The organism is Atopostipes suicloacalis DSM 15692, from assembly GCF_900129085.1.
Lineage (GTDB): Bacteria > Bacillota > Bacilli > Lactobacillales > Carnobacteriaceae_A > Atopostipes > Atopostipes suicloacalis.
Genome location: NZ_FQUF01000010.1, coordinates 1 through 13,996 on the forward strand (window position 1 = coordinate 1; position 13,996 = coordinate 13,996).

Annotated in this window: 13 protein-coding genes and 2 other annotated features; of the genes, 8 read left to right on the forward strand and 5 right to left on the reverse strand. The window is 37.5% G+C overall.

Annotation, left to right across the window (positions count from 1 at the left end; all coding sequences use genetic code 11):
* From BUB96_RS03885 to BUB96_RS03900, 4 genes are all read left to right on the forward strand, one after another.
* On the forward strand, window positions 1-400 hold a 400-nt coding region (locus BUB96_RS03885; protein WP_143274273.1), incomplete at its 5' end, for a transposase.
* Between the two features lie 297 nt (window positions 401-697).
* Window positions 698-1,834 carry an ROK family transcriptional regulator gene (locus BUB96_RS03890; protein ID WP_073296910.1) on the forward strand — a complete coding sequence of 379 codons (1,137 nt, stop codon included), beginning with the start codon at window positions 698-700 and terminating at the stop codon, window positions 1,832-1,834.
* Window positions 1,835-1,948: 114 nt separating this feature from the next.
* A complete protein-coding gene (locus BUB96_RS03895) occupies window positions 1,949-3,364 on the forward strand; it encodes a PTS sugar transporter subunit IIC (RefSeq protein ID WP_073296728.1) in 1,416 nt (471 codons plus the stop codon).
* A 62-nt stretch (window positions 3,365-3,426) separates the two neighbouring features.
* Window positions 3,427-3,846, forward strand: a complete 420-nt coding sequence (locus BUB96_RS03900) for a DUF3284 domain-containing protein (RefSeq protein ID WP_073296730.1) — start codon at window positions 3,427-3,429, stop codon at window positions 3,844-3,846.
* A 62-nt stretch (window positions 3,847-3,908) separates the two neighbouring features.
* Here BUB96_RS03900 and BUB96_RS03905 read toward each other — a convergent pair whose 3' ends face one another.
* Entirely contained in the window at window positions 3,909-5,297 is a 1,389-nt protein-coding gene (locus BUB96_RS03905) for a M24 family metallopeptidase (protein ID WP_073296732.1), read from the reverse strand.
* 219 nt (window positions 5,298-5,516) lie between these two features.
* Here BUB96_RS03905 and pta point away from each other — a divergent pair, with 219 nt between their 5' ends.
* On the forward strand, window positions 5,517-6,491 hold the full coding sequence (pta, locus tag BUB96_RS03910) for a phosphate acetyltransferase (RefSeq protein WP_073296734.1): 975 nt from the start codon (window positions 5,517-5,519) through the stop codon (window positions 6,489-6,491).
* A 339-nt stretch (window positions 6,492-6,830) separates the two neighbouring features.
* Here the strand turns inward: pta and BUB96_RS03915 are convergent, their stop codons facing one another.
* The 4 genes from BUB96_RS03915 to BUB96_RS03930 form a co-directional block, all read right to left on the reverse strand.
* The gene (locus BUB96_RS03915) at window positions 6,831-7,490 is read right to left on the reverse strand and encodes an amino acid ABC transporter ATP-binding protein (protein WP_073296736.1); all 660 of its coding nucleotides are present in this window, start codon (window positions 7,488-7,490) and stop codon (window positions 6,831-6,833) included.
* 12 nt (window positions 7,491-7,502) lie between these two features.
* A complete protein-coding gene (locus tag BUB96_RS10665) occupies window positions 7,503-8,963 on the reverse strand; it encodes an ABC transporter permease subunit (protein WP_073296738.1) in 1,461 nt (486 codons plus the stop codon).
* A gap of 64 nt (window positions 8,964-9,027) precedes the next feature.
* Window positions 9,028-9,255 (reverse strand) — a binding site (T-box leader).
* Between the two features lie 127 nt (window positions 9,256-9,382).
* Window positions 9,383-9,624, reverse strand: a binding site (T-box leader).
* A 171-nt stretch (window positions 9,625-9,795) separates the two neighbouring features.
* Window positions 9,796-10,263 carry a threonine/serine exporter family protein gene (locus BUB96_RS03925; RefSeq protein WP_073296740.1) on the reverse strand — a complete coding sequence of 156 codons (468 nt, stop codon included), beginning with the start codon at window positions 10,261-10,263 and terminating at the stop codon, window positions 9,796-9,798.
* 18 nt (window positions 10,264-10,281) lie between these two features.
* Window positions 10,282-11,037 carry a threonine/serine exporter family protein gene (locus tag BUB96_RS03930; protein ID WP_073296743.1) on the reverse strand — a complete coding sequence of 252 codons (756 nt, stop codon included), beginning with the start codon at window positions 11,035-11,037 and terminating at the stop codon, window positions 10,282-10,284.
* A 196-nt stretch (window positions 11,038-11,233) separates the two neighbouring features.
* Here BUB96_RS03930 and BUB96_RS03935 point away from each other — a divergent pair, with 196 nt between their 5' ends.
* From BUB96_RS03935 to BUB96_RS03945, 3 genes are all read left to right on the forward strand, one after another.
* Window positions 11,234-12,586, forward strand: coding sequence for a D-serine ammonia-lyase (locus BUB96_RS03935; RefSeq protein ID WP_073296745.1), 1,353 nt, complete (start codon window positions 11,234-11,236; stop codon window positions 12,584-12,586).
* A 19-nt stretch (window positions 12,587-12,605) separates the two neighbouring features.
* Window positions 12,606-13,157 (forward strand): AAA family ATPase, encoded by a 552-nt coding sequence (locus tag BUB96_RS03940; protein WP_073296747.1) that lies wholly within the window; start codon window positions 12,606-12,608, stop codon window positions 13,155-13,157.
* Between the two features lie 177 nt (window positions 13,158-13,334).
* Window positions 13,335-13,922, forward strand: a complete 588-nt coding sequence (locus BUB96_RS03945; RefSeq protein WP_073296749.1) for an RNA polymerase sigma factor — start codon at window positions 13,335-13,337, stop codon at window positions 13,920-13,922.
* The last annotated feature ends 74 nt before the right edge of the window (window positions 13,923-13,996 follow it).

Sequence of the window (13,996 nt, forward strand, 5' to 3'; positions counted from 1 at the left end):
TAATCATACATTTATTATTACGAGTTTCTCAGAAAATATCGTACCGAAAAGAGTATTTGAAACTTATAATAAGCGAGGAACTATGGAAAATTACATCAAAGAAGCCAAAAACGGCTTCTATTTTGACAAGACAGATAGTCCACGGTTCATCGAAAATCACGCGCGTATGATGATTAGTGTGATCGCTTATAATATTATCAATTTCATGCGCACAATCTGTTTTGAAAAGAACTGGAAGAACCTTCAAATAAATACCATTCGTCTTCGTTTATTCAAAGTAGCCGGAAAGTTAGTCAATACAGCAAGACGGTTATATTTAAAACTTTCTAGTTCACATGTCTACCAAGCAGAATTTTACGCCGTCTTTAGGCGAATCCAACGGATTCGATGTTATACTTAACAGATCATTTTTCAAAAAAATATCCAGTGCCTAGGGATTCGTGCGCCCAAAAATAAGTGTTTAGCTCCTAAAAATTGAATCTCAATAAAAATTTTCTGTAAAATCCAAAAAAATATATAAATTTTAGAACCAAATCAATATTACAACAAAAAATGTATTTTTAATCGAAAAATTTAGAAGTATGAATTATTCAGGTTAAATTAATTAACTAAGTTTCGAGAGAATTTTCATATAGAGGTTTATGATTGATATTTGTTTTTGGAGAGGTGATGACAGGTGCGCGGATCATTTCAGTTAATGAAATCAGTAAATAAAAAAGCTGTTTTAAATAAAATTCGATTACACGGTCCTATTTCAAGAGCGAATATCGCAAAAGAAACAGGCTTAACGCCACCTACTGTAACCAATATAGTGAAGGAATTGATCGAAGAATTTTTTGTGAAAGAAAGCCATTTAGGAGAATCGAGTGGTGGGCGAAAGCCGACTTTGCTTCATCTAAATGAGGACGGCTATTATGTGATTGGAGTAGATGCTGGATCAAACACGATCGAAGCGGCCGTTTGTAATATTTATGGACACGCTCTTCTTCGTTCTGAAAACAAAATTCCAAAAACTATTGATAGTGAACCTTTTTTAAACATAATGATACAAACTATTAGAACCTTATTAGAAGATGAAACCGTTCAGCCTGATAAAATCATAGGAATCGGAGTAGCTATGCATGGAGTCATGAATATAGAAGAAGGTATTTCTTACTACTCCTCTAATTCTGGCTTAAAGAACGTTCCAGTGAAATCCGAACTTGAAAAAGAATTTGGTTATGAAGTGAAGTTGGAGAATAATTCAAGAGCCTTAGCATTAGGCGAGTTTTGGTTTGGTGGTTTTGAACATGTGAACCGTTTTTGTGCGATTAATGTGGGACGTGGTGTAGGTTCAGGTTTAGTTGTGAATGGAAAACTTATTCACGGCCCGCAATACGTAGCAGGAGAAATTGGACATACTGTGATTTCTGTAGGTGGTGATTTGTGTACTTGCGGGAATAGAGGTTGTCTTGAAACCTTTGTGTCTGGCGGAAGTATAGTAAAAAGAGCTAAAGAACAAATCAACCATGCACCCAATTCTCTTACAGCCGAAGATGTTTACCATTACGCTGTAGAAGGAAATGAAGACTATATACGGGTATTAGAAGAGACAGGTTACTATCTTTCAATCGGTTTGCTTAATCTCATTAATACAGAAAATCCTGATACCATCGTTTTAGGCGGTGGCGTGATGAGAAGCGCAGAATTTTTAATGCCAATCCTTTTAAAAAATATTCGGGAAAAAGCGTTGACTCATAAGTTGAGAGATGAAGTAAATATTTTAGTTGGAAAATTAGATGATGATGCTACTCTGCTTGGCGCAGCTGCATTATTGTTTAACGAATATTTTTAAAAATCTTGTAACTACTAAATATTATTGAAAGAGGTGAGGTAAGAAGGATATAAATAGTAGTTATAGAAGTATGTACTAATATTAAATTTAATTTTATTTTAGGAGGATATGACCATGGAAAAATTAACTTCGTGGCTAGAGAAATATATATTGCCTATCGCAAGTAAGATGGGTGCACAAAAACATTTAGTTGCCTTACGAGATGCATTTATTGGGACACTTCCTGCAACAATGGCAGGTTCTGTTGCTGTTATGTTAAATGCGATTTTACGAGACCTTCCACCTGATTTTATTGAAGGATATGATGGAACAACAATTCCTGTCATCAGCCAGATTATTACAATTAACGGATATGTGTGGAATGGGACACTAGCAATCGCAGGATTAATCTTCGTGTTTTCTTGGGGATATAATTTAGCTCGGGCGTATAAGGTAAACGAGCTCGCAGGGGGAATTGTTTCAACAGCCGCTTCAATTGCTGGAATTCAATTCTCATTTTCAGGTGCAGTCGAAGGTTTAAGTTTAGATCAAGCGTCAATGGATGTTTTAAATGAAGCCGGTTGGGAAGCGACTACAGATAGTCTGACCGCAAATGGATGGGGTTGGCTTCCTCTCAGTAATTTAGATGGAAATTTCTTTTTCACAGCAATGATTATTGGTTTTGTATCGACCATGATTTATATTAAATTAATGGAAGCAGATATTACAATCAAGTTACCTGATTCCGTCCCACCAGCAGTATCTAAGGCCTTTGCCGCGATTATTCCCGCAACAGTTGCTTTATATGCGATCGCCATCTTTTATTGGGTCTTCTCTTTAATCGTTCCAGATTTAACGTTCTTAGACTGGTTACAAGAGACTGTTGCATTGCCTTTATTAGGCTTATCGCAAGGATTTGGAGCAGTAGCAATCACTACTTTATTTGTTCAGTTGTTCTGGTTCTTTGGTATTCATGGACCAAACGTTTTAGCTCCAATTTTAGAAGGTGTATTTGGAATCGCACAACTTGAAAACGTAAACTTATTCCAAAATGGTGGAATGAAAGCCGTTATTGATGAAGGTTATCTCTGGGTTCGTGGTTCTTTTGATGCGTATTCATGGTTTGGTGGTTCAGGAGGAACACTCGTCTTAGTTTTAGCTATCTTACTCTTCTCAAAACGAGAAGATTATCTAACGGTTGCTAAACTATCTGTTGGACCAGGTATTTTCAACATTAATGAACCTATGCTATTTGGTATGCCTGTTGTCCTAAACGCGATGCTGTTTGTCCCATTCTTAATAGCTCCAGTTATTTCAGTAGCTATTGGATACTTTGCAACATACTTCGGCTTAGTAAATCCAGTTTCCGTGCAAGTGGCCTGGGTCACACCGCCATTCTTGATGTCGTTCTTAGCAACAGGGGCAGATTGGCGAGCACCAATTGTTACGCTAGTCGCAATGATCGTTTCCTTTGCTATTTGGACACCGTTTGTTATAGCAGCGAATAAGATGGAAGCTACTTCTCTCGAAGAAGCCTCTGAGGATTTATAATAAAAAGTCGTTTTTAAATAAGAAATTGTAAATAGACCAATGAAATTAAGGTGAAGTAACTTATGGAAGTAGTAAAAAAATTAAATGTCCCGATAAATTATCTGTTTGATGTTTTTGAACAATCGATTCAGTCAGATATTTTAGCTCAGACAGGAAAGAAATTAACGGAAGATGAGTTTACAAATTTTGAATACGTTAAAGAATTTTCAAAAAATAATAAGGCTACCATTCATATCGAAAAATATGTAAGAGGTCAAGTGTACGCTTATAGTACTCATACTGATAAAAACACGATTTCTGTAAAATATGAAGTCCGCTCAGTAGATGAGCAGACTTCTGAACTTCGCTATTCAGAAAATATTGTTTCAAACGGTTATTTACAAAAAATAAATGATGCATTCGTTGGATTTATATGGGGCCTTTTGAAGAAAAAAAGATTTAAAGAAATGCTGAATCAAATCGAACAAGAATACACAGGATAAAATAAAAACTAGCACTCTTCGATAAAAGAAGGGTGCTAGTTTTTATAATAAGAGATTTAAATTTATTTCAAAGCGAGTGCTTTATCTGGATTTAAGAAGAAGGGACGATAATAAGCAAGTGTGCTACATAGCGGCAATAGTTCTTCTTTCAATTCGATATTCAACTCATCTCGCATATACTGACGTCGATTTTGAATTCTTTCCCATAATTCTGGATACTCATCTTCAATTTCTTTTCTTAAAGCTTCATCCGCAATCGCTACGGTACTTTCAGCAGATACGCCATGGTGTCCTTCTTGGTTGGGAATGAAATCCACTTGGAAGATCATCCCACTTTGGACTGTTTTATCGGAACCACTAAAAAAGGGTGAAGCTAGCCATTCTTCATCCGCGGTTAAATGACCTGGATTCAGTTCCCATCCAAACTGCTCTTGAGAGTAAAAAGCATTGAATTCATCATAGAATTCGCCACCATGTTTTCCAATTTCTATATGGTCAAACCAGAAATTATAAGCAGCAAAATAAGGTTTTACAACGTCTTCTAAATAGTTTTCATCGACTTTATCTAAGTCTTCTTCATTTCGTACCGCATATCCGGAACGACTTGAAAGACCCCCTTTATGGGAGTTGGTAATGGCGACTTTGTTGCCATATTCAAGCTTTGTGTTTAAAGGATAAATATTCGCATTTTTAAACCGATCGCCAAAGGCTGCAATCGTCACAACATTCGGTAATTGACCATCGGCCTGTAATAAGTTTCCGATTTCTTGTTCAGAAATACCTTCTTTAAGGGTGTTCATCGCAGTTAAAATCGAATCTGAAGCAAGGGAAGCTCCATATTCATAGCGGGCGATTTCATTGGCGTTATTTGTCACACGAGCTCCTTTTTCGGGATCGATATAAAGTTGAGTAGCATTAACTAGTTTATTTTCAGGAACCATTTTCTTCAGACCTTCAATAATAAATGCTGGCATGGCACTCTTTGAATGAAAATCTTCAAAATCATTAGATAATAGTTTCCAATCGACTAAGCCTACTTTCTCTGTTTGGTCAATCTCTGCTTGTCCTAAATAAAATTCAACCGGACGGAAATTCCCCATCGGTTGGTTGGGTAGTGAAAAGAGTGGACACAGAATCCCGTTGCTTTCCACTAAAGCATGCTTGGTTTTATTATAGTTTTCATTTCCTAATATTAAAGTACTTGTTCCATCTACATTCAAAATTTGTAAAGCCTCTTCAAATCGCGGAATAAAACCCGTTAAATATTCAAAGCTTCCTCCGTGTTCCTTATCGGCATAAATAATGAGTGAACTAAAGCCATTTTCTTTCATTAAAGATAAAATTTTTTCTTTTCTTTCCATTGCCGTTTCTTTTGTAATCAGAACGGTCTGATTTGAGCCATCTGTTTTAGGTGGGGTTACATTTTTAACCACCACTTCAAATCTACTCATTGTACTCCTCCTAAATTTCGCACTGCTTTTAGTATATCAAAATATAGATGAAAGAAAAGCAAAGCAGCCATTGAGTCGTATTTCCGAAGGGGAAAAGAATAAATTGAACTGAGAACACGAGGATTATACAAATATTTAAATAATAGAGGCCAGAAGGAGTTTAAAAGTGGGCGTTTTCTTGGTAATATAGAGGTATAAAGAGTTTATTGGAGGTTAATTATGTTTGATGCATTAAAAAGTAAAATTGCTGGGAAAGATATTCGTATTGTTTTCCCAGAAGCTATGGATCCAAGAGTTTTGGGAGCGGTTGTTCGTCTGAAACGTGAGAATTTATTGGAGCCTGTTTTATTAGGGAATCCTGATGAAATCAATGAATCAGCAAAAGCACAAGGGTTTGATTTAACGGATATTGAAATTCATGATCCCAAAAACTACGACAAATATGACGAAATGGTGGCTTCTTTTGTTGAACGTCGTAAAGGGAAAGCAACGGAAGAGCAAGCACGTGAAATGTTACAAGATGTGAACTACTTTGGAACCATGCTTGTTTATATGGATGTTGTCGATGGGCTTATTTCTGGGGCCATTCACTCAACAAGTGATACTGTCCGTCCAGCGCTACAAATTGTTAAAACACGACCTGGTGTGAACTTGACATCCGGAGCTTTTATTATGTTACGTAAAAATGATCGTTTCTTATTCTCTGACTGTGCGATTAATCCAGATCCAAATGCTGAGCAATTAGCAGAAATTGCGGTTGAGAGTGCACGTACTGCAGAAATTTTTGATATTGACCCTAAAGTCGCTTTATTGAGCTTTTCTACTAAAGGTTCTGGTAAAGGCCCAATGGTGGATAAAGTACGTGAAGCAACAGAAATTGCGAAAGAAAATGCTCCTGAGTTAGCTTTAGATGGGGAATTACAATTTGATAGTGCCTTTGATACAACTGTTGCGCAACAAAAAGCGCCTGAATCAGATGTTGCGGGGGTAGCGAATGTCTTTGTGTTCCCAGAGTTACAATCCGGGAATATTGGCTACAAAATTGCTCAACGTTTAGGTGGATTTGAAGCCATTGGTCCAATCCTACAAGGATTAAATAAACCAATCGCTGACTTATCACGCGGATGTATCGAAGAAGATGTCTACAAACTTTCAATCATCACTGCGAACCAAGCTTTGTTAAATGACAAATAAATCAATGAAACAAAAAGCATTCCTTTTTAGATGGGAATGCTTTTTTATTTTAAGAAAAAAGAGCTCGCGTGCGGACAAAGCTCCCCGCGTACCAGCTCAGCCCGCTCACGTGCAGAGAGAGTCGTCGGCACGCGAGCGGCACGAAAAATATTGAGCTCACGTTTGGAAGGCGTTCCCCGCACGCGAGCTCGACTCGCTCACGTGCGGGGGGAGTCGCCGGCACGCGAGCGCCGATAAAATGGCTGATTTTAATCGTGAAAGCGAAACGTCACTTTTAGGCGGTGAGGATTTTAAAAAGTAAAATCATTCAGCGGTTAAAAACTACAATCTGACTCGTATTTATAGAAAATCTTCGGATGCTATAATACGTGTACTATATTTTTTAGCAAAGGTGTTGTCATGCGTTACAATTAATATTCCAGTCCCTTGTTGGGCGATTGTTTGTATTAATTTTCCGATATTTTTAGCTGACTCTTCGTCTAAAGCGGAAGTGGGTTCGTCAAAGCATAAAATGTCTGGACTTAACATCATGGCTCGAGCAATGGCCACACGCTGCGCTTGTCCGCCTGATAAAGTGCTGGGCATTGCATCAATTTTATCCACAATTTCCATAGAATTCAGTAATTCCATAGCTCTGTCTTTTAGCTCTTCTTTTGAGCCCAGTTTCTGGGCAAGAGGAGCTTCCAGTAAATTCTCTAACACACTTAAGTTTGGGAAAAGCTCATAATTTTGAAAGACCATACCCATTCGATTTTGATAATTTCGTTGGCCGACTTTCCCAACATAAGCTCCATCCTTTACTAGAGAATCGTCATTCATTTGAATAGTTCCTTGGTCTGCCAGTTCTAAATTGTTAATTAAGCGCAAAAAAGTTGTTTTACCTGTGCCAGAACGCCCAACTAATGCTACAATTTCATTTTCATCAATCGTTAAATGATAATTTTTGATCACCGGTTGATTATTAAAACTTTTTGATAAATTTTCTACGATTAAACTCATTTAAAAGCCTCCTTAATAAGCAATTTTCTTTTCTACTTGGCGTAAAAATATTGTTACGATACCAACGACTACCATATAAATGACGCCGACAATGAGATAGGGCATCAATGAAGCGTAAGTATTTGCACTAATTGAAGCAACACGCAAGATTTCACCTAATCCGATGACATAAACCAGCGAAGTATCCTTCACTAAAGCAATAATCTCATTTCCTATAGCAGGTAAAACATTATTTAAAACTTGCGGTATAATGATTCGGAAAAATCCACGAACTTTTCCAATCCCTAAAACTTTCAAGGATTCATATTGCCCAGGCGAAATAGCCGCAAACCCTCCGCGAAAAATTTCAATAAAATAAGCGGTATAATTAAGAATAAAAGCAAAAATAGCTGCTGGGAATCGGTTAAAACTAATTCCTAAATAGGGCAGACCGAAAAATACAACCATTAACTGCAACAGTAGTGGAGTAGAGCGCATCACAAAGACATAGACTTCAATCAATGCTTTAATCCAACTAGGTCCGAATGCACGAGGAATGGCGAAAAGTAAACCTAAAGGAATACTGACTAAATAGACAATCGCAAATAATCCTAGGGTCAGCTTTAATCCCTCTTTTAAACTAGGCAGCATATTTTCAAGGATGCTCTCTTCTTTTACTGAAGCACCACCTGTTCCAAACCACTTGGTGTAAATCTCTTCGTATGTTCCATCTTTTTTCATTTGTTCGAACGCTTGATTGATTGCTTCCACTAGCTCAGAGTCGGATTTTCGAAGACCTACAGCCATGGGTTCGACGGCGCTTGTATCTAAAAAGACATTGTAATTTTCTTCGCCACGAAGATTGACGACGTAATTTCCATAAACTCCCCCAACGACAACGGCATCCACTCGGCCGGCATCTAAATCAAGGAAAGAATTATTATAATTTGGATACAAAATAAGATCGTCTAAGCCGTCCAACACTTCTTTCGGCCATTCGGCTTCCATAATTTGTAAAGCTGTTGAGGAAGACTGCGTAGTTACGGTCATTCCTTTTAAATCCTCTAAGTTTTCAATTGGATCATCCTCTGCTCGGGTGACAATAATTTGGGTATCTTCAATATAAGGGTCGGTCATTTGCACTAATTCCTCGCGCTCGGGGGTGATGCCATAACCGTTCCAAATCATGTCAATATTGCCTGAATTCAGTTCCTGCTCCTTGACGCTCCAATCAATTGACTGATAAACAAAATGAACATCCAGTCGTTTGGCAACTTCTGCTGATAAATCAATATCAAAACCGACCAATTCTCCTTGTTCATTTCGAAAACCCATCGGCGCAAAGGTATCATCTAAACCAATCACCAATGTTTCGCTCCCATCTGGGTTTGCTTCATCCTTTGAACGCTCCGCTGCCTGTGTCGTTTCTGTTTTTAATAAAATGACTCCAAGAGTCAAAAATAAAGGGATAAGTCGTTGAATCCATTTTTTCATTTTTAATTCCTCCTAATAAGTATCTGCAAATAAAAAAAGTCCTTCCATTTCTAATGAATAGAAATGAAAGGACGATAACTAAACGTGGTTCCACCTTTTTTTACAATTTACTCACGCAAATTGCCTCAGAGCGTCAAAGACGCCAAGCGATTAACGCTCGCTAACGGAAACATCTACTGAGAAGTTCAATGTTTCATTCCAAGATGTGGAGCATTTGTTAAATCATCACTCGCACCACCCGTGATGTCTCTGAAAGTTAAATCAAATGCTGTCTTCTTGTCATTAAGTTCATTTTATAAAATTGTAAAATAATATGTTTATGATAATGGTCGTCCATTATGCATCAACCCTTTCGGTCAATCGAAAATGTGTAATTTTAAGGGGAAAACAAAAAAGTCCCTTACCTCATAAAATATGGGGTAAAGGACGATTAAATGGATCGTGGTTCCACCTTAAATTTGCAAAACGCTCACGCAGTTTGCCTCAAAACGTTACTAGAAACGTATGCGATTAACGCTCGCGCACGAGAACATCTACTTTTATTATTTATTTCGATGCCTAGCTCCAAGATGTGGTTCGTTTTTACTTATCGTTACTTGCACCCACCGTAACGTCTCTCTTACTATAAGTCAAAAACTACTCTTCTTTTCTTCGCCATTTATGAATTGTTTTTAATCATACACTCATTGAAATAAAATAGCAAATGTTTTAAAGAGAAAATCAATGTTTAGTTATTTTATGAAATAGATGGCAATAAAAAAACTTGTCCCCACCTCAGTATAAGTAATAGGAGACAAGTAAACATTCTATATTATTTAATTTTAAAGGTTGCTTATGGCACATACTTCGTTCCGCGTTTGAAGAGATCTCTTGAAGAAAACAACTGGAAAACCGCACCGTTAATAGATAAGCCAAGCGCTAGGGCACCTGCTGTCAAAAAAGTAACTGTCCCATATTCGACACCAAGAACGGTTTGTCCTTCGACAAAGGCACGCATCATATTATAAGCGGCTTCTCCGGGAACAAGCGGAATAAGTCCGGGTAAAGTAAAAATAATAACAGGTGTTTTAAATTCTCGAGCCAATATTTGGCTGACAAACGCAATAGTGAAAGAAGCAGTAATTGTAGCCAAAAAATCTGCCGTCGATAAGTAAGCCGTTAAAAAGAAATAGACCGTCCAACCAATTGCTCCAGTAATTCCAGCAGGGATAATTTTTTTTCGTGGAATATTATATAAAATTGAAAAGCCGAATGCTGTAATAAAACTTGAGCCAAACTGTATGATAAAATCAAGAAACATTTATTTTCCCTCCTCGAATCAAATGAAAGATAAGACCGTTGAAATTCCAATCCCAATTGCAGCAGCCGTTAATAGAGCATCTGCAAGTACGCTCACTCCTGAAATAAAATGACTCGCCATCAAATCACGAATCCCATTTGTAATAGCTTTACCAGGAACCAACGTCATAATACTAGCTACAATAATAACATTAACATCATGACCTATTGATAAGTTCGTTAAAATTAAAGCCGCCCACCCAATCGTCAACGCACCCAGTAACTCACTAAAAAAACGAATATTCGTTAATTTTTTAGAATATAAAAATACCATATATCCAATACTTCCCGTGATGGCTGCTGCGACTAAGTCATGTAAATTTCCTTGAAATAAAATCGCAAAAAATCCGCAAATAAAAGCAATGGCTAAAAACTCCTCAAAAGGACTATAAGAAGACTCCATACGATTCAAACGGTCAAGCTCCAATAAAGCTTCATTTGGTGTTAAATCCGTTTTTGCAATTCGACGAGAAAGCTCATTTGCTTCGGCGACAACACCTAAATTACTTTTCTGTTCAGTTATTCGGTGTAGCCTCGTGTACTCTTCACCCGTCGGACCCTGAACAGTAATAATAAGGGCAGTAGGAACCGAAAAGACACTCACACCCTGCATCCCGTAATTAACGGCCACGCGATATACCGTGTCTTCTACACGATAGGTTTCTGCACCATTCTCTAGCATTAATCGTCCAATCCCTGTACAGACATCGAGTACTTTTGATGTTAACAGTTCCATTTAATCCCTCCATATATAATATAAGTTGTGAAGCTAGTATAACGATTATTAACCTGAATTTCATCATTTTTCAAAGAACTCTTTCAGAAAAATGAAAAAACCACAAACCTTCCAGTAATTTATTTATTCCTCGATATATTCTATGGTACAATGGCTAAAACATCGCTTTTAAGATAAGTTATAAGGAGAAGAATTTGTGGAAAAACATGTAGTTACCTCGAAAATTTTAGAACAAGTAAAAAATGAAGAAGAAACTTTTTGGGTCAATCCTCGGTTGTCAAAAACAGAAGAAGCACTCAACCAAGCCCCGTATACCTTCACGGACATCCAAGAAGTGGAAGACCGTTTCCATCGGTTCGCCCCATTTATTCAACTCGCCTTCCCAGAGACAAAAGAACGAGAAGGCCTCTTAGAGTCTGAAATCACGGCTATTCCAACCATGAAAAAATGGCTATCCCATACCTATCAAACAGATCTTCCCGGAGATTTTTACATTAAACGAGACGATTTACTGCCCGTATCCGGCACCATTAAATCGCGTGGAGCCATCTATGAAGTATTAAAGTATGCTGAAACTTTAGCACTTGAAGCCGATTTACTAAAAAGCACAGAAGAAAATTATGAAATCTTTATGAGTGAAAAATTTCAAGTTTTCTTTTCGAAATACAATCTAACCGTTGGAACCACCGGGAACTTAGGCATCAGCGTCGGTGCGATGGGTCGAGCGCTCGGCTTCCAAGTCACTGTACACATGTCAGAAGAAGCAAAAGCTTGGAAGAAAAATTATCTTCGAGAACGCGAAGTAGAAGTGGTTGAACACACCACAAACTTTTCTAAAGCTGTAGAAGAAGGAAGAGCTGCTTCAAAAGCAGACCCTAAAAGTTATTTTATTGATGACGAACACTCTGAAGAACTCTTCCTAGGTTATACAGTGGGTGGTTACCGTATGAAAGAACAATTAGCACAAGAAGGCATTCAAGTAGATGCAGACCATCCTTTATTTGTTTATCTTCCTTGTGGAATCGGCGGTTCTCCCAGTGGTATCACGTTCGGTTTAAAGCATGCGTTTGGTGACCATGTACATTGTTTCTTTGCAGAACCTACAAAAATGCCCAGCATGCTTTTAGGATTAGAAACACAGAAATTTGATCAAGTTAATGTAAACGATTTTGGCTTAGGAAGTTTAACAATAGCGGATGGCTTAGCCGTTCCTCGAACTTCTGCTTTAGTAGCTAAACTGATGAATCATAATTTCAGCGGAGGCTATACACTAACAGATGAATCATTCAATGCTCTCCTTACAAACTTATACCAACAAGAAAATATTTTCTTAGAACCCGCAGCAGTAGCTGGCTTAGCCGGTCCGTTTAAACTGTTAGATACAGAAACGGGCAAAGCTTATTTAAAAAACTATGAACTTAAAGACAAACTACCTAATGCCACACATATCGCTTGGGGCACCGGAGGGTCAATGGTTCCTGATAAAGATAAGCATGACTTTATTGCGCAAGGACAAGACAGCAAACTAAAAACAAAGACGACGTTTTAAGAAAGGCGGACTGTACTGGATGGCAGGAAAAACAATTATTGTATTAGTAGGCCCAAGTGGTAGCGGAAAAACGTCCATTGGAGAAGTTCTTTCAAAACATGGCATTCATCGCTTAACAACCACCACCACAAGAAAACCTCGTCCCGGTGAAATAGAAGGAATCGATTATTATTTTAGAGATTTTGATGAAATGAAAATCGAGTATTTCATCGAGCAAACGGTTTATAACAACAATCGTTATGGCTTAACCAAAGCGGAAGTGAAAAATAAATTAGAAAAATATGACTATGTACATGTTTCTTTGGATCGAAATGGTGCAAAAGCCATAAAGAAAGCTTTCCCAAAAGAGGTGTTTATTGTGTTCGTTCAAATTAGCGAAGAAGAAATGGTTCGCCGAATGAAACTAAGAGGGGACTCGCAGGAAGAAATCGATGAACGGATTACTTTCAGTCAACGAACCAATGAATTGGTGCCGCCTCCCTATACAGATTTAATTGTAGAAAATATTGAAATCAATACCGTCGCTCAAGACATTATCGAACATGTGACTAAAAATACATTCTCTCATTAGAATTCTATAACGGAAGCACCAGCGTCTTACCTTGCTGGTGCTTAATCGTATTTTAAAAATGTGAATTTTTATACAAATAATTGTAATAACGCTTTCAATTTTAAGTAATTTGTGCGATCATAATACATATAAGGATTTTGTTGTTATGAATTATGAGTTAACGAAAGGACTATCCAAATGAGGGGTGTTGGTCATTTAAACATACCAGAACTTCTAGTCATGATTATACAAAGCATAAAAGAAGATCCATTTGAGCGTTTAGTGAAAGTAAGTGAGCCGATAACGTATAGTGTGGTTAATCGGTATTTTTTTCCAGAATACGAAAAAGAAGACCTCTTACAAGAAGCAAGAGGCGTATTATTACGAGCCGCAGAAGCGTATGATATTAATGAAGAAATGCCTTTTCTTCGATATTATCATATGTGCTTAACGAATTGTTTTAATCGACTGTTAAGGAAAAATCATGCAAATAAAAGAAAAGTACACCTGGAAACGACCTCTTTAGATGAACTAATTGAAGAAGCAGGCCCTCATGTCCAAGGAACTTCATCCAATTCTACCTCTCCAGAAGAAGTAGCTATAGCACGAGAAACTTACAGCAACTATTTAATTGAATTGTCTCCTTTTGAAAAGGAAGTTTTTTTCCTTTTTATTGAGGGACACACTCGAAGTGAGATCGCGGAAGAATTAGATATCACATTAAGGAAAGTACAAAACGCACTGCATCGCTGTCAAATAAAGTTACGAACGGCTATCAATAAATAAAACGAACAAATAATTCGTAACAACCTTACTAAAAACCCCTGACTTCAAATCGAGATCAGGGGTTTTTAGTTTAT

Excerpts from the sequence above, each read along its gene's own strand:
- BUB96_RS03890 (WP_073296910.1), top strand. The coding sequence starts at position 698 with ATGAAATCAGTAAATAAAAAAGCTGTTTTAAATAAAATTCGATTACAC.
- BUB96_RS03895 (WP_073296728.1), top strand. The coding sequence starts at position 1,949 with ATGGAAAAATTAACTTCGTGGCTAGAGAAATATATATTGCCTATCGCA.
- BUB96_RS03900 (WP_073296730.1), top strand. The coding sequence starts at position 3,427 with ATGGAAGTAGTAAAAAAATTAAATGTCCCGATAAATTATCTGTTTGAT.
- BUB96_RS03905 (WP_073296732.1), bottom strand. The coding sequence starts at position 5,297 with ATGAGTAGATTTGAAGTGGTGGTTAAAAATGTAACCCCACCTAAAACA.
- pta (WP_073296734.1), top strand. The coding sequence starts at position 5,517 with ATGTTTGATGCATTAAAAAGTAAAATTGCTGGGAAAGATATTCGTATT.
- BUB96_RS03915 (WP_073296736.1), bottom strand. The coding sequence starts at position 7,490 with ATGAGTTTAATCGTAGAAAATTTATCAAAAAGTTTTAATAATCAACCG.
- BUB96_RS10665 (WP_073296738.1), bottom strand. The coding sequence starts at position 8,963 with ATGAAAAAATGGATTCAACGACTTATCCCTTTATTTTTGACTCTTGGA.
- BUB96_RS03925 (WP_073296740.1), bottom strand. The coding sequence starts at position 10,263 with ATGTTTCTTGATTTTATCATACAGTTTGGCTCAAGTTTTATTACAGCA.
- BUB96_RS03930 (WP_073296743.1), bottom strand. The coding sequence starts at position 11,037 with ATGGAACTGTTAACATCAAAAGTACTCGATGTCTGTACAGGGATTGGA.
- BUB96_RS03940 (WP_073296747.1), top strand. The coding sequence starts at position 12,606 with ATGGCAGGAAAAACAATTATTGTATTAGTAGGCCCAAGTGGTAGCGGA.
- BUB96_RS03945 (WP_073296749.1), top strand. The coding sequence starts at position 13,335 with ATGAGGGGTGTTGGTCATTTAAACATACCAGAACTTCTAGTCATGATT.